At 65.0% G+C, this 17,887-nt stretch carries 15 protein-coding genes and 6 tRNA genes; 5 read left to right on the plus strand and 16 right to left on the minus strand.

Annotated elements, in window-relative coordinates; translation table 11 throughout:
* Nucleotides 1-3: 3 nt before the first annotated feature.
* From moaB to moaC, 4 genes are read right to left on the minus strand one after another with little or no spacing between them, the layout of a single operon-like run.
* Nucleotides 4-531 (minus strand): molybdenum cofactor biosynthesis protein B, encoded by a 528-nt coding sequence (gene moaB / locus ACI0FO_RS28590; RefSeq protein WP_416031963.1) that lies wholly within the window; start codon nt 529-531, stop codon nt 4-6.
* Nucleotides 528-1,013 (minus strand): molybdenum cofactor biosynthesis protein MoaE, encoded by a 486-nt coding sequence (locus tag ACI0FO_RS28595; protein ID WP_416031964.1) that lies wholly within the window; start codon nt 1,011-1,013, stop codon nt 528-530. The genes moaB and ACI0FO_RS28595 overlap by 4 nt, the downstream gene beginning before the upstream one ends.
* A gap of 5 nt (nt 1,014-1,018) precedes the next feature.
* On the minus strand, nt 1,019-1,270 hold the full coding sequence (locus ACI0FO_RS28600; protein WP_169273798.1) for a MoaD/ThiS family protein: 252 nt from the start codon (nt 1,268-1,270) through the stop codon (nt 1,019-1,021).
* On the minus strand, nt 1,251-1,739 hold the full coding sequence (gene moaC, locus ACI0FO_RS28605; protein ID WP_105558384.1) for a cyclic pyranopterin monophosphate synthase MoaC: 489 nt from the start codon (nt 1,737-1,739) through the stop codon (nt 1,251-1,253). Before moaC ends, ACI0FO_RS28600 begins: the two co-directional genes overlap by 20 nt.
* 137 nt (nt 1,740-1,876) lie before the next feature.
* Between moaC and ACI0FO_RS28610 the strand changes: the two genes are divergently transcribed.
* Both ACI0FO_RS28610 and ACI0FO_RS28615 read left to right on the plus strand, forming a co-directional pair.
* The gene (locus tag ACI0FO_RS28610; protein ID WP_416031965.1) at nt 1,877-5,446 is read left to right on the plus strand and encodes a DUF748 domain-containing protein; all 3,570 of its coding nucleotides are present in this window, start codon (nt 1,877-1,879) and stop codon (nt 5,444-5,446) included.
* Between the two features lie 63 nt (nt 5,447-5,509).
* Complete coding sequence (locus tag ACI0FO_RS28615) at nt 5,510-6,391, plus strand: dienelactone hydrolase family protein (protein ID WP_416031966.1); 882 nt, start codon at nt 5,510-5,512, stop codon at nt 6,389-6,391.
* A 44-nt stretch (nt 6,392-6,435) separates the two neighbouring features.
* Here the strand turns inward: ACI0FO_RS28615 and ACI0FO_RS28620 are convergent, their stop codons facing one another.
* Nucleotides 6,436-6,861, minus strand: coding sequence for a hypothetical protein (locus tag ACI0FO_RS28620; RefSeq protein WP_416031967.1), 426 nt, complete (start codon nt 6,859-6,861; stop codon nt 6,436-6,438).
* A 241-nt stretch (nt 6,862-7,102) separates the two neighbouring features.
* Between ACI0FO_RS28620 and ACI0FO_RS28625 the strand changes: the two genes are divergently transcribed.
* Entirely contained in the window at nt 7,103-7,606 is a 504-nt protein-coding gene (locus ACI0FO_RS28625; RefSeq protein WP_105558388.1) for a peroxiredoxin, read from the plus strand.
* Nucleotides 7,607-7,692: 86 nt separating this feature from the next.
* Nucleotides 7,693-9,213, plus strand: coding sequence for an MFS transporter (locus tag ACI0FO_RS28630; protein WP_416031968.1), 1,521 nt, complete (start codon nt 7,693-7,695; stop codon nt 9,211-9,213).
* A gap of 10 nt (nt 9,214-9,223) precedes the next feature.
* On the opposite strand, the gene ACI0FO_RS28635 is transcribed toward ACI0FO_RS28630, so the two are convergent.
* The 9 genes from ACI0FO_RS28635 to ACI0FO_RS28675 all read right to left on the minus strand — a co-directional run bounded on the left by ACI0FO_RS28635 (nt 9,224) and on the right by ACI0FO_RS28675 (nt 13,845).
* Nucleotides 9,224-10,084, minus strand: a complete 861-nt coding sequence (locus ACI0FO_RS28635) for an EamA family transporter (RefSeq protein ID WP_416031996.1) — start codon at nt 10,082-10,084, stop codon at nt 9,224-9,226.
* A complete protein-coding gene (gene bioB / locus ACI0FO_RS28640; RefSeq protein ID WP_416031969.1) occupies nt 10,081-11,106 on the minus strand; it encodes a biotin synthase BioB in 1,026 nt (341 codons plus the stop codon). The genes ACI0FO_RS28635 and bioB overlap by 4 nt, the downstream gene beginning before the upstream one ends.
* Before the next feature lie 248 nt (nt 11,107-11,354).
* Complete coding sequence (locus ACI0FO_RS28645; RefSeq protein WP_416031997.1) at nt 11,355-12,869, minus strand: PAS domain S-box protein; 1,515 nt, start codon at nt 12,867-12,869, stop codon at nt 11,355-11,357.
* 181 nt (nt 12,870-13,050) lie between these two features.
* Nucleotides 13,051-13,127 (minus strand) — tRNA-Asp (locus ACI0FO_RS28650).
* Nucleotides 13,128-13,198: 71 nt separating this feature from the next.
* A tRNA-Glu gene (locus tag ACI0FO_RS28655) sits at nt 13,199-13,274 on the minus strand.
* 56 nt (nt 13,275-13,330) lie between these two features.
* A tRNA-Ala gene (locus tag ACI0FO_RS28660) sits at nt 13,331-13,406 on the minus strand.
* 106 nt (nt 13,407-13,512) lie between these two features.
* A tRNA-Asp gene (locus ACI0FO_RS28665) sits at nt 13,513-13,589 on the minus strand.
* Between the two features lie 71 nt (nt 13,590-13,660).
* Nucleotides 13,661-13,736: transfer RNA gene (locus ACI0FO_RS28670), tRNA-Glu, on the minus strand.
* 33 nt (nt 13,737-13,769) lie between these two features.
* Nucleotides 13,770-13,845 (minus strand) — tRNA-Ala (locus ACI0FO_RS28675).
* Nucleotides 13,846-14,209: 364 nt separating this feature from the next.
* On the opposite strand from ACI0FO_RS28675, the gene ACI0FO_RS28680 reads away from it, so the two are divergent.
* Nucleotides 14,210-15,265 carry an aldo/keto reductase gene (locus ACI0FO_RS28680; protein WP_416031970.1) on the plus strand — a complete coding sequence of 352 codons (1,056 nt, stop codon included), beginning with the start codon at nt 14,210-14,212 and terminating at the stop codon, nt 15,263-15,265.
* Nucleotides 15,266-15,272: 7 nt separating this feature from the next.
* Here ACI0FO_RS28680 and lnt read toward each other — a convergent pair whose 3' ends face one another.
* On the minus strand, nt 15,273-16,901 hold the full coding sequence (gene lnt / locus ACI0FO_RS28685) for an apolipoprotein N-acyltransferase (protein WP_416031971.1): 1,629 nt from the start codon (nt 16,899-16,901) through the stop codon (nt 15,273-15,275).
* Nucleotides 16,898-17,788, minus strand: coding sequence for an HlyC/CorC family transporter (locus ACI0FO_RS28690; RefSeq protein ID WP_416031972.1), 891 nt, complete (start codon nt 17,786-17,788; stop codon nt 16,898-16,900). The genes lnt and ACI0FO_RS28690 overlap by 4 nt, the downstream gene beginning before the upstream one ends.
* Between the last annotated feature and the right edge of the window lie 99 nt (nt 17,789-17,887).

The raw sequence follows: 17,887 nt of genomic DNA on the forward strand, positions 1-17,887 counted from the left end.
GGGTCAGTTGTCTTCTTGTTGAGGCTTGAAATGCGAAGCGAAGTTGCAGGGCCGGTGGCTGCTGTCGAGCTGTTCGCGCAGGATCTGCGCCCAGGCGGTTTCGCAGGCATTGTTGGAGCCGGGCAGGCAGAAGATCAGCGTGTTATTGGCTGACCCGGCAAACGCGCGCGACTGGATGGTCGAGCTGCCGATCTCGGTGTAGGAAATCTGGCGGAACAGTTCGCCGAACCCGGGAATCTCGCGGTCCAGCAGCGGCAGGATGGCCTGCGGCGTGTGGTCGCGATGCGAGAAGCCCGTACCACCCGTTGTCAGGATGATCTGCACCTCGGGGTCGGCGATCCAGTCGCTGATGACGCGGCGGATCTGATAGATGTCGTCGCGCACGATGTCGCGGCGCACGCATTGGTGGCCGGCGTGCGCCAGGCTATGGGCAAGCAGGTTGCCAGAGGTGTCGTCGCCTGCGCTGCGGGTGTCGCTGACGGTCAGCACGGCGCAGGCCAGCGACACGGGGACGGGGCTTTCTTCGCTCATGGGTGTTCCTTCTTCTTGGAAGCGGAGTCTTCATCCCAGGCATCCGTGCGGTCCTGGTCGGATTGGCGTTGTTCGACCCAGAAGCTGCTGCCGCCCGAGAGCGTTTCGCGCTTCCAGAAAGGCGCGCGCGTCTTGAGCGCGTCGATGATGTATTCGCAGCCGCGGAAGGCGTCGCCCCGGTGCGCGCTGGCCGCCGCCACGAACACGATCTGGGCGTTGCGGGGCAGGGCGCCCACCCGGTGCACGATCACGGTGCCGTCCAGGTTCCAGCGCGCGCGGGCGGTTTCGGCGATGGTCTCAAGCTCGCGTTCGCACATGCCGGGGTAATGCTCGAGAAAGAGCGTGTCGGTGGGCGAATCGGGCGCGTAGTCGCGCACGTAGCCCACGAAAGTGACGATGCCGCCTACGCCCGACCCCGCGCCTTCCCGCAGCGCGGCGGTCAGCGCGGCGCCGTCGAAATCGGCTTCCTGGACGCTGATCATGGCCTTCACCCTCCGGTGACGGGTTCGAACACCGCGACCTCGTCGCCGGGCCGGATCGGCGCCGTCGGCTTGGAATGGGTCTGGTTGATGGCCAGCTTCAGGCGGCCGGCGGGCGCCAGCTGGGGATAGCGTTCGCCCAGCGCGGCCAGCAACTGCGCGCCCGTGGATTCGCCGTCCAGGGGCCAGCTTTCGCCGCGCTTGCCAACCAGTTCGGCCACGCGGGCGAAGTACAGGAGATCAATCGTTGCGCCATTCACCGCTTTTTCCTCCCGCCTTGTATTTAAGGCGTACTTGTTCGACCACGATGCCTTTGTCCGCGGCCTTGCACATGTCATAGATGGTCAGCGCGGCCACGCTGCACGCCATCATGGCTTCCATTTCAACGCCCGTCTTGTAGCTGGTGCGGCACGTGGCCAGGATGTCGATGCGGTGCGCGGCGTCGTCCAGCGAGAAATCGACGCCGACAAACGCCAGCGGCAGGCTGTGGCACAGCGGGATCAGCTCGGCGCAGCGCTTGGCGGCCAGGACGGCGGCCACGCGCGCGGTATTGAGCACTTCGCCCTTGCCCTGGCCGGGTTGCGTCAAGAGGCCGTAGGCCACGGCGTTCATGCGCACGCTGGCGGTGGCGATGGCGACGCGCTCGGAATCCGTCTTGGCGATAACGTCGACCATGCGGACCTGGCCGGCGTCATCCAGGTGGCTCAAGGTGGGGGTGGATGATGGCATGGGAATCGGGATCGAGAATTGTTAATGTTTGAAAAGAGCGGCCCCGGCTGGCCGGGGAAGGCCGCTGTTACGCCTATGATAGACGAGCGCTAACCGGGGCGCGATAATCGCCTTCAACTCGTATCAGGAGACTCGCGATGCCCTTGCGGAGCCTTAAGCTTCGGTTTACCCGGCGCGCCGGCAAGATTCTTATAGGCATCGTGGCGGTCGTGCTGGTCCTTTGCGGCATCGCCGCGTGGCAAGTCCCCAAAGTCCTGCAAAACGTCCTGACCGGCGACGTCTCCAAGATGATCGGCCGCGAGATTTCCGTCGGCAAGATCAGCTTCAATCCGTTCACCCTGACCGTGCGCGCCCATGACCTGGCGGTGGCCCAGCCCGGGTCGCAAACGCCATTGTTGTCGTTGGCCGAACTGGATGTCAGCGCCGCCTGGAGCTCTCTGTTCTGGTTCGCGCCGGTCGTCGATCGTCTGACGCTGCGGCAGCCTAACATCGCCATCGTGCGCGAAGACGTCACGCGGTTCAATTTCTCTGATATACAGCAACGAGTGGCCGAAATGACGGCCGCCAAACCCGACGAGCCGCCCAAGCCGGACGAGGGGCTGCCGCGTTTTTCCCTGAACAACATGGTGATCGAGGGCGGGTCCATCACGCTGGACGATAAAGTCACCGGCCGCAAGCAAGTGGTGGACGAACTGGGCGTCGGCGTGCCGTTCATCTCGACCTTCGGCTACGCCACCGACATCGACGTGCAGCCCCGGCTGCACCTGCGCATCAACGGCAGCCCGTTCGACCTGACCGGCGTGGCCCGCCCGTTCGACAAGGTGCCCTCGTCAACGCTGCGCGTCGCGTTCAACGGCCTGCAGCTTGAAAAGTGGGCCGACGTCTGGCCGATGCCGTTGCCGTTCAAGCTGGACAGCGCGCTGCTGGATTCCAATCTGCAAGTCGTGTTCGAGCAGCCCAAGGACGCCCCGCCAAAGATCCGCGTGGTGGGCGACCTGGGCTTGCGCCGCTTCGACCTGCGCGACACCGCGGGCGACCGCCTGGCCGCCTGGAGCGCCCTGACCGTCACCCGGCTGGAACTGGAGCCCATCGCGCGCACCGTGTACGTGGGCGAAGTCGGCCTGTGGGCGCCGCAGATTCACGTGCGCCGCTATGCCAACGAGCATCTGAACTGGCAGGATGTTGTCGCCAAGTTGAAGGCGCTGGGCGGCGTGGCGCCGGACGCGACGCCGGTGGCTGACCAGTTGAAGCGCGACATCGGCCTGAAGGTGGCGCCGAAGACGGAAGCCGCCAAGGCCGATACTCCCAAGGCCGACACTGCCAAAGCCGACACTGCCAAAGCCGACCCGCCCAAAGCCGATTCGGCCAGCCCCGGCGTTTCCTCGCCTGGCGCCGCTGCCCCGGCCGCCGCCTCGCCGCCGCCGCCGCTGGCGGCCCCGGCGGAATGGAAGGTCACCCTTGATGCCTTCAATCTGCACGAAGGCGAACTCTACGTCACCGACGCGATCAGCAAGCTGGATTACGTCATGACCGGCATGGCCGTGACTGTCGAAGGCGTCGCGATACCTGAAGTGAAGGATCAGCCCGTCAACCTGTGGCTGACCGTGGATAACAGTACTGACGGGGGCTGGATCCGCGCCAAGGGGCCGCTGGTCCTGAAGCCGTTGTCGTTGGAACTGGGCGTGCGCATGGGCAATGTGGCTTTGGCGCCCTTGGCGCCGGCTGTTCGCAGCGTGGCGCCGATTGTGCTGCTGGATGGCCGTCTGGGCGCGACCGCGCAAATCCACGTCCGGGAAAAGAATGGCGCCGTGGACGCTTCCGCCACCGCCGTCCAGGCCGACCTGACCCAGTTCAAGGCGCGGGACGAATCGCTCAAGCCCGCGCTGGACATCGCCCTGCAAACCCTGCGCGTCACCGCCGACCGGCTGGCGATGGGACCGGGCCAGAGCCAGTTCACCCTGGCGGCCGCGGGTATACAGGGCAACGGCAAGCTGGACCTGAAAGGCATGTTCACCCCACAACCGCTGACGTTGAAATCGTCGGTGGATCTGTCCGAGCTGAACGTCGCGTCCTTTGCGCCCTACGCCGCCTCAAGCCTGAACGCCACCGTGCGCGCCATTACGCTGGGCGCCAAGGGCGACGTGGATTTCACCGCCGCGGCGGGCAATGCGCCGATGAAGGTCAACTGGAAGGGCGGCGTCGAAATCACGGGCGTGGACCTGCAGGACCGCGTCAACAACGATGACTTCCTGAATTGGAAGCGGCTGGGCTTCTCGGGCATGGATATTTCGGTGGCGGGCGACAAGATCGGCGCCAAGCTGGGTGACATCGCGCTGGAAGACTTCTACGGCCGTATCCTGCTGAACGCACAGGGCCGCCTGAACGTCATGGACCTGATCGCAGCGCCGGGCCAGGCTGGGGGCTCGATCACGCAGGATACGCAGACGCCGGGCAGGCAAGCCGCGCCGCCGGCGCCGACACCCGCCGCCGCCCAGCGCGGCGCAAGCGCGGGCATGCCGGATATCTCGGTCAACAGTGTCACGCTGTCGCGGGGCCGCATGACGTTCACCGACCGCTTCGTCAAACCCAATTACGTGGCTGAAGTGTCCGCTATCGATGGCGCGATCACGGCGGTCTCGTCCACCAATCCGCAGCCCGCCAAGGTCAAGGTGACGGGCCGCGTCTACACCACCGCCCCGTTGTCCATCAGCGGCATCGTGCAGCCGTTCGCCAAGTTCCTGACACTGGATCTCAAGGTCTCGGCCAAGGGCGTCGACCTGCCGCGCTTCAATACCTATTCCGCCAAGTACGTGGGCTACCCGATCAAGCGGGGCAAGCTGTCGGTGGACCTGGAATACAAGATCAAGGACCGCGCGCTGCAGGCGTCCAACCACGTGGTGCTGAACCAGCTGACCTTCGGCGACAAGACCAACAGCCCGGACGCGACCAAGCTGCCGGTGTTGCTGGCCGTGGCGTTGCTGAAGGACTCGCGCGGCAATATCGACATCAACCTGCCGATTTCGGGGTCGCTGGACGACCCGGAATTCTCGGTGGGCGGCATCGTGGTCCGCGTGGTGATGAACCTGGTGGTCAAGGCCGTGACGTCGCCGTTCAGCCTGCTGGCTTCGGCCTTTGGCGGGGGCGAAGAGCTGTCCTACGTGGAATTCACGCCGGGCAGCGCCGTGCTGACGGAAGATTCGCAGCAGCGTATCGATACGCTGATCAAGGCACTGACGGACCGGCCGGCGCTGAAGATGGACATCAGCGGCCGCGCCGATCCCAAGACCGACATGGAAGGCCTGCGCCAGGCCTGGGTCGACGGCCAGATCCGCGCCGCCAAGGCCGCCGACACGGCGCCGCGCGGCAAGAAGCCGAACCCGGCCGGGGTACAGGTGTCGGCCGCCGAACGCACCAAGTATCTGGAAGAGGTCTACGACGACGCCGACATCAAGGACAAGCCGCGCAATTTCATCGGCATGGCCAAGTCGGTGCCGACGGATGAGATGGAAGCCATGTTGCGCGGCGTGGCGCCGGTGGGCGACGAGCAGCTACGCCAACTGGCCGATGCGCGCGCGCAAGCGGTTTATGAGAAGTTGCTAGCCCAGGAAGGACTCGCGGACCGTGTATTCATCGTTGCGCCGCAGCTGGACGCGGACGGCATCAAGGACGAGGGGCAACCCTCGCGCGTGGACTTCTCCCTGAAGTGAACCCAGCCGGCCATCAGGGGTACGCCTGCCGTCCCCGGCCGCGCTTTTGCCAGGAGATTCTTCATGAAAGACCAGGACGCGCACTTCGACAGCCTGCTACCGCCTCTGCGGCTGGATCGGCGGGGCTTCATCGCCACGACGGTGGCCGCGGGCTTTTCCCTGGCTGCGGGGCCAGCGGTGGCCCAGACGGCCATCGCTACCGACACCAAGGGGCTGACGGCGGGCAAGATCGATATCCCGACGACGGACGGCAAGATGCCCGCCTATCGCGCGGCGCCGCAAGGCAAGAAGAATCTGCCGACCGTGATCGTGGTGTCCGAGATATTCGGCGTGCACGAGTACATCCAGGACGTCTGCCGCCGGTTGGCCCATCTGGGCTATCTGGCGATCGCGCCTGAACTGTTCGCGCGTCAGGGCGACCCGTCCAAGTACACCGAGATCCCCAAGCTGCAAGCCGAGATTATTGGCAAAGTGCCGGACGCACAGGTCCAGCGCGACCTGGACGCGACGGCGAAGTGGGCGGCGGCCAATGGCGGCGACGCGGATAAGCTGGGTATCGTCGGCTTCTGCTGGGGCGGGCGCCAAGTCTGGCTGTACGCCGCCCACAATCCGAAGCTGAAGGCGGGCGCGGCGTTCTATGGCCAATTGGCGGGCGAACCCAGCGAGCTGAAACCGAAGTCGGTGCTGAGCCTGGTGAACGAACTGAAGGCGCCGGTGCTTGGCGCCTATGGCGGCAAGGATGCCGGCATTCCGCAGACGGACGTGGACCGGATGCGGATCGAACTGGCGAAGGGCCCGGCGGCAGCGAAAGCCTCCCGGATCGACGTGTATCCGGACGCGCCGCACGCGTTCCATGCGGATTACCGGCCGTCTTATCGGAAGGCAGAAGCCGAGCAAGCGTGGACGCGGATGCTGGATTGGTTCAAGCAAAACGGCTTGGGGTAACGGGTAGCGTCCGGGCGGCGCGCATTCGGCATGCGTGGAGAAAGCTATTGCGCCTTTTCTCCAGGCAATCCGTCGCTGACCTCGGCCAGCGCGTTCTTCATGTCCTTGTAACTGATCGCGCGTTCGTTCTGGAAGCTGCCCAGTACGCCACGGCATCCGTCCACGCCGGACCGTTTCATGTCTTCCATCATGGACTTGCCTTCCCCCAGTCCCTTCTGAAAGAGCGCCTCGTAGCTGTTCGAGGCAAACCCGTATTCCTGGGCGTACTGCATCAGGTTCTTCTTGGCGGTGGCCTGGTGCTGGGCCAGATCGGGTTCCGAGGCGCCGCAGGCGCGGGCGGCGCCGTTGGAGGCGCCGGCGGCGATCACGAAAGAGTCGTATTGGGCCTGTTCGCTGGCGTCCGGGGCGGCCCAGGCCGGGGCGGCGGCGGCGGCCAGCGTCCAGGCCAGGCCAGTCAAGATCTTGCGCATCGGTGAATCTCCGCTGGGTGCCTGCCGGCCGGTCAACACGGGCGCGGCGGGCGTGGATCACTACTGCATTATGGCAAGCAGCCGTTTCCATGCGGTGAGGCGGGGGTGTGGAGTCGTTTCAGACTGTGCGGTTTTTTTTCCCGGACGCGCACGCGCAGCAGGCTCGTCGCGCAGGAACTATGATGGAGGCCGTGAGGCGCTCCTGCCTCAATGCAACACCCCCAACATCCTGGAGATCTACATGACGATCAAAGTCGGCGACCGCGTGCCGGATGGCACCCTGACCGAATTCATCGAAACCGAAACCGCCGGCTGCTCGCTGGGCCCCAACGCGTTCCAGGTTGCCGACCTGACCCGCGGCAAGACCATTGCGCTCTTCGCGGTTCCGGGCGCCTTCACCCCCACCTGCTCGGCCAAGCATCTGCCGGGCTACGTCGAGCAAGCCGCCGCGCTGAAGGCCAAGGGCGTGGATGAAATCTGGTGCGTGTCCGTCAACGACGCGTTCGTCATGGGCGCCTGGGGCCGCGAGCAAAAGACCGACGGCAAGGTCCGCATGCTGGCGGACGGCTCGGCGCTGTGGACCAAGGAACTTGGCCTGGAACTGGACCTGATCGCACGCGGCATGGGCGTGCGTTCGCAACGCTATTCGGCCCTGATCGTCGACGGCGTGGTCAAGCAACTGAACGTGGAAGCGCCTGGCAAGTTCGAAGTCAGCGATGCCGCCACGATGTTGTCGCAAGCCTGATCTAACGTAGTTCCTGTTTTACCGCTCAACGCGGCGGGCCGCCTTTGCAGCCCGCCGTGCTAATGCCAGCAGCGGTTGCCAACGCCATGCTCGCCACCCTCTCTTCTTTCTCGTCGCTCTACTTCGCGACCTTGCTGATGCTTATCGGCACGGGTCTGTTCAACACCTACATGGGCTTGCGCCTGACCGCGCAGTCGGTCAGCGAGGTGTGGATCGGCGTGCTGATCGCCGGCTACTACCTGGGGCTGGTATGCGGCGCGCGGCTGGGGCACCGGCTTATTATCCGCGTGGGCCATATCCGGGCGTTCGTCGCCTGTGCGGCCATTGCCACCAGCATGATCCTGGCGCAGACGCTGGTCGACTCCATGCCGCTGTGGCTCGTGTTCCGCATTATCTCCGGCGTGGTGATGGTGACCGAATTCATGGTCATCGAAAGCTGGCTGAACGAGCAAACTGAAAACCATCAGCGCGGCCGGGTATTTTCGGTCTATATGGTGGTGTCCGGGCTGGGTACGGTGTTGGGGCAATTGGCGCTGACCGCCTACGCCACGCTGGACTTGCGTCCGCTGACGCTGGTTGCGATGTGCCTGGTGCTGTGCCTGGTGCCTATCGCCGTCACGGCGCGTTCGCACCCGCCCACGCCGTTGCCTGCGCCGCTGGACATCCGTTTCTTCATGCGCCGCGTGCCGCTGTCGATGACGGTGTTGTTCGTGGCCGGCAACCTGTCCGGAGCCTTCTATGGCCTGGCTGCCGTCTACGGCGCCAAGCACGGGTTGTCCACCTCCCAGGCTGCGATTTTCGTGGCGGCCGCCGTCACCGCCGGCCTGTTGTCGCAATGGCCGATGGGCTGGCTGTCCGACCGCATCAACCGCGCGGGCTTGATCCGCTTCAATGCCTTGCTGCTGGTGGTGCTGCCCACGGTGATGTGGGGATGGCTGGTATTGCCCTACTGGGCGATGGTGGCGTTGTCGTGCGTCTTTGGCGTGTTGCAATTCACGCTGTATCCGCTGGGCGCCGCGTTCGCTAACGACCACGTGGAATCCGAGCGCCGCGTCAGCCTGTCCGCCGTGCTGCTGATGACCTATGGCGTGGGCGCGTGCATCGGCCCCATGGTCGCCGGCTTGCTGATGTCGCTGGCCGGACCCAGCATGTACTACGTCTTCATTTCGGCCTGCGCCTTGATCCTGGTGTGGCAGGTACGCCCCACGCGCGTGACCGGCGCGCACCAGGTGGACGAAGCGCCCACGCACTTCGTGCCCATGCCCGACACGCTGCAAAGCTCGCCCGCGGCGGCGGTGCTGGATCCCCGCGTGGATCCCGAAAACGATATCGCGATGGAGATGGTGCAACCGGACCCGTCGGCCGCGCCCACGCCGGCGGTCGTTGAACCGTCCGCGGCGGATACCGCGGCAGCCGGTGCTGCGGCAGCCGGTGCTGCGGCAGCCGGTGCTGCGGCAGCCGACGCTGCGGCGGTCGATACCGCGGCGGTCGATACCCCAGCAGCCGACCCCTCGGCGGCCAGCACCCCGGCGCCTGGCGCGTCGCCCGCCGATGTCTCTTCGCCAGCCGAAGACGCCGACAAACGCGAGCGCCGCACCGGAACCTGAACCGGCGCGGCTACCAGGGCGCCATCAGCACGATGGCGGCCAGTGCCAGGGCGATGCCCGAGAGGTTCAAGCGTGTCAGCGGTTCGCGGAAGGCCAGTGCGCCGACCAGCGTGCCCAGCGTGATCACGCCCATGTTCATCGACGCGAACACCAGCGCCGGATGCTCGGGCAGCGACTGGTGCGCCCGTATGTAGGTCAGGATATTGCCGAAGTTGGCCAAGCCCAGGGCGACGCCCGCGGCCAGATGGCGGCGTTCCCAACGCACCCGCCGGCATAGCAGATACGCCAGCATCAGCGCGCCCGCCAGCATAAAGGCCAGCAGCAAGCCGCCCGCGAAGGCAGTGCCGGCGCGCGCCACTTGCTTGAACAGGATGTCGATCACCCCGTAGCCCGCCCACACCGCCAAGGGCCAGAGCCAGGCGGCGCGGCTGTCGGCAGGCATCCGCGCGGCGGCGGGGCGGCGCAACAGGCAGGCCAGCGCGCTGAACGCCAGCAGGATCGCTGCCAGCTTGCGGCCGCTGACGGGTTCGCCGAACAGCACGAACGCCGCCAGCAACGGAATCAAAAGCGACAGGCGCTGCGCGGCGTCGCTGCGCACGATGCCTGCGTGGCGCACCGCCGCGGCCATCGCCAGGAATACGCTGGGCAACAGCAGGCCCAGCGCCGCCAGGACGGTCCAGGGCGTCTGCGGTGTCACCAGCGTGGACGGATCCGGGCGCAGCACCGCCCAGCAGAGCAGGGCGGCCACCGCGTAATTCACGGTGATGGCTTGACGCACATCCACGTCGTACCGGCGGGCCAGCTTCAACAGCACCGCGACGGTGACGCTGCACGCGACGCTGGCCAGCAGATACAGGACGCCAGGCGTCAGCGGCACGTTGCGCCTTCGGCGTGCTGATGGTGCTGCTGCGACGCGTCGACCCGCATCCCCAAGCGTTGCAGCAGACGCTGGTCGGCCTCCATCTGCGGGTTGGCGGTGGTCAGCAGCGCGTCGCCGTAGAACATGGAGTTGGCGCCCGCCATGAAGCACAGCGCCTGCAACGCATCGTCCATGGTTTCGCGGCCCGCCGACAGGCGCACGGCGGCATTTGGCATGGTGATGCGGGCGACGGCGATGGTGCGGACGAATTCGAACGGATCCAGGGCTTCGACGTTGGCCAGTGGCGTGCCCTCGACCTGCACCAGGTTGTTGATCGGCACGGATTCGGGGTAAGGCTCCATGCTGGCCAACTGCGCGATCAAGCCGGCGCGTTCTTGCCGCGATTCGCCCATGCCCACAATGCCGCCGCAACACACGTTGATGCCGGCATCGCGCACGCGGTCCAGCGTGTCCAGGCGGTCCTGGTAGGTTCGGGTGGAAATGATCTTGCCGTAGAACTCGGGCGACGTGTCCAGATTGTGGTTGTAGTAGTCCAGGCCGGCCTCTTTCAGCTGTTCGGCCTGGCCGTCGCGCAGCATGCCCAGCGTCACGCAGGTTTCCAGGCCCAACGCCTTCACGGCGGTCACCATCTCGGCCACGGCTTCAAGGTGATGCGGCTTCGGGCTGCGCCATGCGGCGCCCATGCAAAAGCGCTGAGCGCCGCCCGCCTGGGCTGCGCGGGCGGCCGCGACGACGTCTGCCAGAGGCATCAGCTTGTCGGCGTCCAGGCCGGTGTCGTAATGCGAGGACTGCGGGCAATAGGCGCAGTCTTCAGGACAGCCGCCGGTCTTGATCGACAGCAGGCTGGACAGCTGGATGGTGTTCGGATCGAAGTGGGCGCGGTGGACTTGCTGGGCGCGGTGCACCAGGTCCATGAAGGGCAGCTCGTAAAGCGCCATGACGTCGGCGGCGCTCCAGGCGGGCGCGGGCAAGTGCTTGGACGTCGTCGGGACGGGGATGTAGGCGGTCTGCATGGACGGGGCTCCTGTCGGTCTTACGGAAATCGCGCCTGCCGGAAAGCAAGGACGGGATCGGCGGATCGTAAGAACCTGCGCAGGGTTTGCGCAATGCAGGCCGCACGGTGATAAATGCGGGGGAATTGGGGGGCGATTCGCGGAAATTCAAAGCATTTGAGGGTCGCCGGGGATTAACGCGGCGTCATCTTCGTTGACGCCGCACCCCTGGATATTTTGATTCAAATTGTAATTTTCAGGCCGCGAGCCTATTCCGCGCCCGGTTTGGTCCGCCCCCGGGCGGATTCGTGACCGGTGATGCCGCGGTCGCGCGCCCAGACGATCGCCGCACTGCGCCGGTGCACGCCAATCTTGCTGTAGATCGTGGCTACATGGTTGCGGACGGTGTTGCGCGACAACTTCAGGTTCTTGGCGATGCCATCGTCGTCGTGGCCCTGGCACAGCAGGCCCAGCACTTCGCGTTCGCGCGTCGTCAACTGCGCCAGTTCGGCCACATCGCGGGTGGCGGGCGTGGGCTGGCGCAATTGCGCCAGCTTTTCGATGATGCCGCGGCTGAACCAGGACGTGTCCTGCATCACGGCTTCGATCGCCGCCAGCAATTCGGTTTCGGAGCGTTTGCGCTCGGTGATGTCCTGCATCACGAGCAGCAATCGATGCTGGCCGCCAATCATTACCGGCTCGGCGGACACCAGGCAGTCCAGTTTGCCGCCGTCCTGCGTGCTCAAGGTGGCTTCGCGGTTGCGCGCGCTTTCCCCGCGCTTCAGGCTGGCGACCATTCCCTCGTAGGGCTGCAGCCCCAAATCGGTCAGCGCTTTGCCAGCGGCGGTGTCTGGCGCCGCGCCGGTGGCGGCCGCGAACGCGTCGTTGATGTCCAGCACAAGCAACGCGTCGCCTTCGCACACGGCCATCGGCACGGGCGCCAGCCGGAACGCCTTCGAAAAGCGTTCTTCGCTTTCGCGCAGCGCAAGCTCGGTGCGTTTGCGCGCTTCCAGGTCGATGAACGTGAACAGCATGCAGGGTTCGTCCTGCATGTCGATCGGTTGGCCCGCCACCAACACGAACTTCGCTTCTCCGTTCGCGACCTTCACCGTGCCTTCGCGTTGCGGGATCGTTTGGCCTTCGTTCAACCTGGCAACTGCGGCTTCCTTGTCTTCACCGCCGTCCAACACGTCCAGTTCATAGGCCGACTTGCCCAGCACCGCCTCCCGCGTGTAGCCGGTCATTTCCAGGAAGCCCTGGTTCACCTTGACGTAGCGCAGATCGGATAGCCGGCAGATCAGCGCGGGCGCGGGGTTCGCGCCGAAGGTCCGTTCAAAACGCTGCTCGGCGTTCAATTGCTCGGTCTGGTCATGCAGGATCAGAACGCGGTATTCCACGCCGTTGTCGTTACCCAGGTTCAGTCCGCGCGCGCGCACGTTACGCAGGAATTCCTCGTCGTCCTTGCGGCGCAGGTCCAGCAGCAGATCATCGAAGGGTTCGTCGGCGGCCAGGCGGTCCAGCGGAAACTGGCGGGCGGGCACGCGGTGGCGGTTGCGGTAGGTCAGCGTATAGCGCTTGCGGTAGCCAGCGGGCGTGCCGCCCAGTTCTTCAAGCGTCTCGACGCCGTGTAATTCAAGCGCGCTGTCGTTGGCCCACGCGATGGCGCCATCCGGTTCCAGCACGATGATGCCTTCATTCAAGCCCGCGATGATGTTCTGCAGGTGCTGGCGATGCGCTTGGGGTGCGGCGGCGTTTGTTGTCACGTAAGCCTCTTCGGTTCGCATGCATGAACGCACAGGATGCAGGCGCATGGCGGCGCTGTCCAGAGAGCAAAACGGACGAGTCTTCGAGGCGGGGGGAGGGTAGAGACGGGAGGGTAGAGGACGCAGCGGACGCAGAAAAGCAAAAAGCTCCGGAATCCGGAGCTTCAGCGATAGGCAGCCATGCGATCAAGCACAAAGTGCTTGGCGGAGCGGACGGGGCTCGAACCCGCGACCCCCGGCGTGACAGGCCGGTATTCTAACCAACTGAACTACCGCTCCGCAGCGGTTTACTTAGACTTCATCACCACACTGCGGTGTCAAGGCAGCTTGGTATTACGTGCCAGAAAAACTGGCGTCCCCTAGGGGATTCGAACCCCTGTACTCACCGTGAAAGGGTGATGTCCTAGGCCTCTAGACGAAGGGGACCTGAACTGAACAGAACTGCAAAATAACTTTACTACGGTACTACGGTACTGCGGTACTGGTGGAGGTAAGCGGGATCGAACCGCTGACCTCTTGCATGCCATGCAAGCGCTCTCCCAGCTGAGCTATACCCCCAGGGCGCCTTTGATGTCCCAAACCACAGACAACAAGGTCTCACACTCTATAAAAGCAAAAAGCCCCGAAGACGGAGCTCTTGAAAGACCCAGAGCGAGAGAGCTTTTGGCGGAGCGGACGGGGCTCGAACCCGCGACCCCCGGCGTGACAGGCCGGTATTCTAACCAACTGAACTACCGCTCCGCAGCGGTTTACTTAGACTTCATCACCACACTGCGGTGTCAAGGCAGCTTGGTATTACGTGCCAGAAAAACTGGCGTCCCCTAGGGGATTCGAACCCCTGTACTCACCGTGAAAGGGTGATGTCCTAGGCCTCTAGACGAAGGGGACCTGGACTTGCAAACTACGTTCTTCGCTGTTGACTGGTGGAGGTAAGCGGGATCGAACCGCTGACCTCTTGCATGCCATGCAAGCGCTCTCCCAGCTGAGCTATACCCCCGTTCTTCTAATCAATTCCTGCTACGTTTTACGACTTGAACACACGTTTTATGGTGCGTTTTTCGTAGTTCGTTGCCGGTTTTGTTTAGTGCCGTTGGCGAAGAAACGAGATTATGCACGAACAAAATCGGGTGTGCAAGTCGCTTTGCGGCAAAAAGCGTAAAACAGGCAAAAAAAATGGGGATGGATGCCATTTTTTGCGCATTTTGTGCGCGATGAGGCACGGTCACCGCGGTGGGGCATTGGTGCAGATTCCAGAAAAATCAAAGACTTGTGCGGATGCTATGGTGGGGGTGAAATTTTTTATTCATCATGTGACTTTCGCGTGAAAAAAATGCGGTCGCATTCACACGGGCAATCCTGGCATGAGCACACAGACATCGTTTCCCACCCGGCCATTGGGGCGCACCGGCATGGCCATTACCCGTATTGGCCTGGGCGCCTGGGCGATCGGGGGCAATGGGTGGGCGGTGGGCTGGGGGCCGCAGGACGACACCGATTCCATCGCCGCCATCCGCCTGGCGGTAGACCGCGGCATTAATTGGATCGACACCGCAGCGGTATACGGGCTGGGCCATTCCGAAGAAATCGTGCGCCGCGCGCTGGCGCAGATGGCGCCCGGCGACCGCCCCTATGTCTTTACCAAGTGCGGGTTGACATGGTCGGCCAACAACCCGATGGCCACGCCGCGGCGCACGGGCGCGCCTGCCAGTATCCGCCGCGAGATCGAAGATTCGTTGCGGCGGCTGGGGGTGGAACGCATTGACCTCTACCAGATGCACTGGCCAGCGGGCGACGGCACGCCGATCGAAACCTACTGGCAGGAACTGCTGGACCTTAAGCAGGCAGGCAAGGTTCGCGCCATTGGTTTGTCGAACCATAACCTGGCCCAATTGCAGGATGCGCAGGCGCTGGGCGCCGTGGATTCGCTGCAGCCGCCGTTCTCGGCGATCCAACGCGCAGCGGGGGCGGACTTGATTCCGTGGTGCGCCGCGCACGACATCGGCGTGATCGTCTACAGCCCGATGCAGTCGGGCTTGTTGACCGGCGGATTTTCAGCCGAGCGCGCGCGCGCCTTGCCGGCGGACGACTGGCGCGCGCGGCATGCGGAGTTCATGCCGCCCAACCTGGCGCGGAACCTGGCGTTAGCCGATGCGTTTAAACCCATCGCCGAACGCCATGGCACGACGGTGGCGGCGGTTGCCGCTGCATGGACGCTGGCGTGGCCCGGCGTCACGGGCGCGATCGTCGGCGCGCGCAGCGCTGCCCAAGTCAATGGACTGCTGGGCGCGGCAGAACTGGAGTTGGACAGCGACGATCTGGATGCCGTCGCGGAGGCGATTGAATTGACGGGCGCGGGGGCTGGGCCCCTGCGCCCGCCGGAGGACAGCGCCAAGCTGCCCTCCAACCTGTTCGCCTGAGGCGGATTCAGCCGCGCCGCGTCTTGCGGCTGCTGCCGAACGCGCCGATCAGTGCCAGGCCCACCAGCGCCAGCGCGATTTTGTCGCCAAAGCGCGCATAGGGCGTCAGGCCCGTCATGCCTTGAACCGACACGGGCAGTACACCCGCCTGCAACGGCGCCAGTTGAGCCGCGACGCGGCCCTTGGCATCGATGGCGGCGGTGATGCCGGTGTTGGTGGACGTCAGCATCGGACGGGCGGTTTCCATGGTGCGCAGCCGGCCGATTTGCAAATGCTGACGCAAAGCCCAGGAATTGCCGAACCATCCCAGGTTGCTGACGTTGACCAGGATGGTCGCGCCCGGTTCGCCGTTGGGGCCGGGCAGCAGCGCCGGCAGCAGATCGGGGCCAAACAGGTCTTCGTAGCAGATGTTGAACGCGATGTGTTGGCCGCCTATCGCAAAGGGGGTCTGGCGTTGCGCGCCCCGGTCGAAATCGCCCAGCGGGATGTTCAGCATGTCCACGAACCAGTGGAAGCCCGGCGGCACATATTCGCCCCAAGGCACCAGGTGGCGCTTGTCATAGCGCATGGCGGTGCTGCCGGTGACCAGTTGCTCGAGCGGCGTATTGCCGTCGAAACCCATCACGCTGTTGGTGTAGCGGTCGCGGCCATCGATACGGTCGTGCAGCGGCACGCCCATGGCGATGGTCATGTTGCCCCGGGCGGCGACGCCGCGCCAGGCGTCCCACGCACGCGGATCCAGCTGGTCCTGGAAAATCGGCAGCACGGTTTCGGGCAGGATCACCAGTTGCGGCGCGGGCACGCCCGCGGCCGGCGGCAATGCCGTCAGCTCCAGATGGCGCACCAGGCTTTGTTCAAGCAGGGCCGGATCGAACTTTTGCGATTGCTCGATGTTGCCCTGGACCAGCCGCACGTTCAGCGGGTCGCCGCTGGGCGAAGACCAATCCATGCGCGACAAGGGCCAGCCCGCGGCGGCCAGCGCGACAGCGATACCGGCGGCCAATGCCTGGCGCGAGTCCATGGATTTCTTGCGGGACGGCTGCCACAGGCTGGCGATCGCGGCCGCGACGAACGCGGCGACGAACGCCATGCCATGCACACCCACGATTGGCGCCCAGCCGGCGATGGGGCTGTCCACTTGCGCGTAACCGATGTTCAGCCATGGGAACCCGGTCAGCAGCACGGCGCGCAGCCATTCGAAACCCGCCCACAGCGCGGCCCAGGCCAGCGTGGCCGACAGGATGCGGGAAGGCGCGGCGTCGTGGGTCAGCGGCGTGAAGCGGCGTGCCAGCGCGCTGGCGGTGGCCGGAAACAGCGCCAGGAACGCCGACAGCGCCAACACCCCGGCCACGGCCAACGGCGCGGCCAGGCCGCCGTAGCGATGCATGCTGATGAAAAGCCAGTACAGGCCCACCGCATAGGTGACGAAGGCAAACAGCCAGCCGCGTCCCCATGCCTGTTTGGCAGAGGGGGCCGTGAGCGTGACGCGCGCGGCCACGGCCAGCGCCAGGATCTGCGTAAGGGCAAGCGCCCAGTCCGGCAAGGGACCGGGGGCGAAAGTCAGGGCGTGCACGGCGCCCGCCAGCGTCAAGCCGGCGGCGCCGCGCAGGAGTCGGCTGCGCGGGGTACGGCTCATGCGTCGTCGGTGGGGCGGGAGATTGAGTCGGGGTTGTTGCGCTTGACGCGCAGCCAGATGGCGCGGCGGGCGTCGCCGCGCGCCACTTCCATCCGAAGACCGTCGAATTCGGCGATGTCGCCGCGGCGCGGAATGCGGCCCAATTGCCCGCCCATCCATCCGCCGACGCTGTCGTATTCGTTGTCGGGCAAGTTGCAGCCGAACACCTCGTTGAAGTGCGAGATATCGGTCGCCGCCAGCACGCGCCACTGGTTTTCGCCTTCCGGGAAGATCGAGTCTTCTTCGGTTTCATCGAATTCGTCTTCGATGTCGCCGACGATCTGTTCCAACACGTCTTCCATGGTGACCAGGCCGGAAATGCCGCCGTGCTCATCGATGACGATGGCCTGGTGGTTGCGGCTGGCGCGGAACTCGTGCAGCAGCACGTTCAGGCGCTTGGATTCCGGGATGAACACGGCCGGGCGGACCAGCGTGCGGACTTCGATGCCGGGTTCCAGCATGCAGCGCAGCAGATCCTTGGCCAGCAGGATGCCGATGATGTTGTCGCGGTCGCCTTCATAGACCGGAAAACGCGAATGCGCGGTTTCGATCACGGTGGCCACGAGGTACGGGATGGGCTGCGTGACGTCCAGCAGGTCCATGCGCGAACGCGGAACCATGATGTCGCCGACAGTGCCTTCGGACACGGCAAGCGCGCCCTTGATCATCTTGTAGGATTCCGCGTCGAGCAGCTTGCGGTCGTGCGCGGCTTCTAGGATGGCCTTGATGCCTTCGCGGTCCTCGGGCTCTCGGCGCACAAGGGAAAGCAGGCGGTCTAGAAGGGATTTGGTGGCGGGTTTGGCTGAGCGAGCAGAGGTCGCTTCGGGAGCAGGGTAAGGGTCAGACATCGTCCGGGAGGACAAGTTATGGAGGGGCCAGCATAACCGAAACTGGCCTCTCGTTTGTAACGGGGGCCATGAAAATGGGGCCAAACGCCGTCATCTGCG

The sequence above is a fragment of the Achromobacter marplatensis genome (assembly GCF_049060505.1).
In the GTDB taxonomy this organism is placed as follows: Bacteria; Pseudomonadota; Gammaproteobacteria; order Burkholderiales; family Burkholderiaceae_B; genus Achromobacter; species Achromobacter marplatensis_A.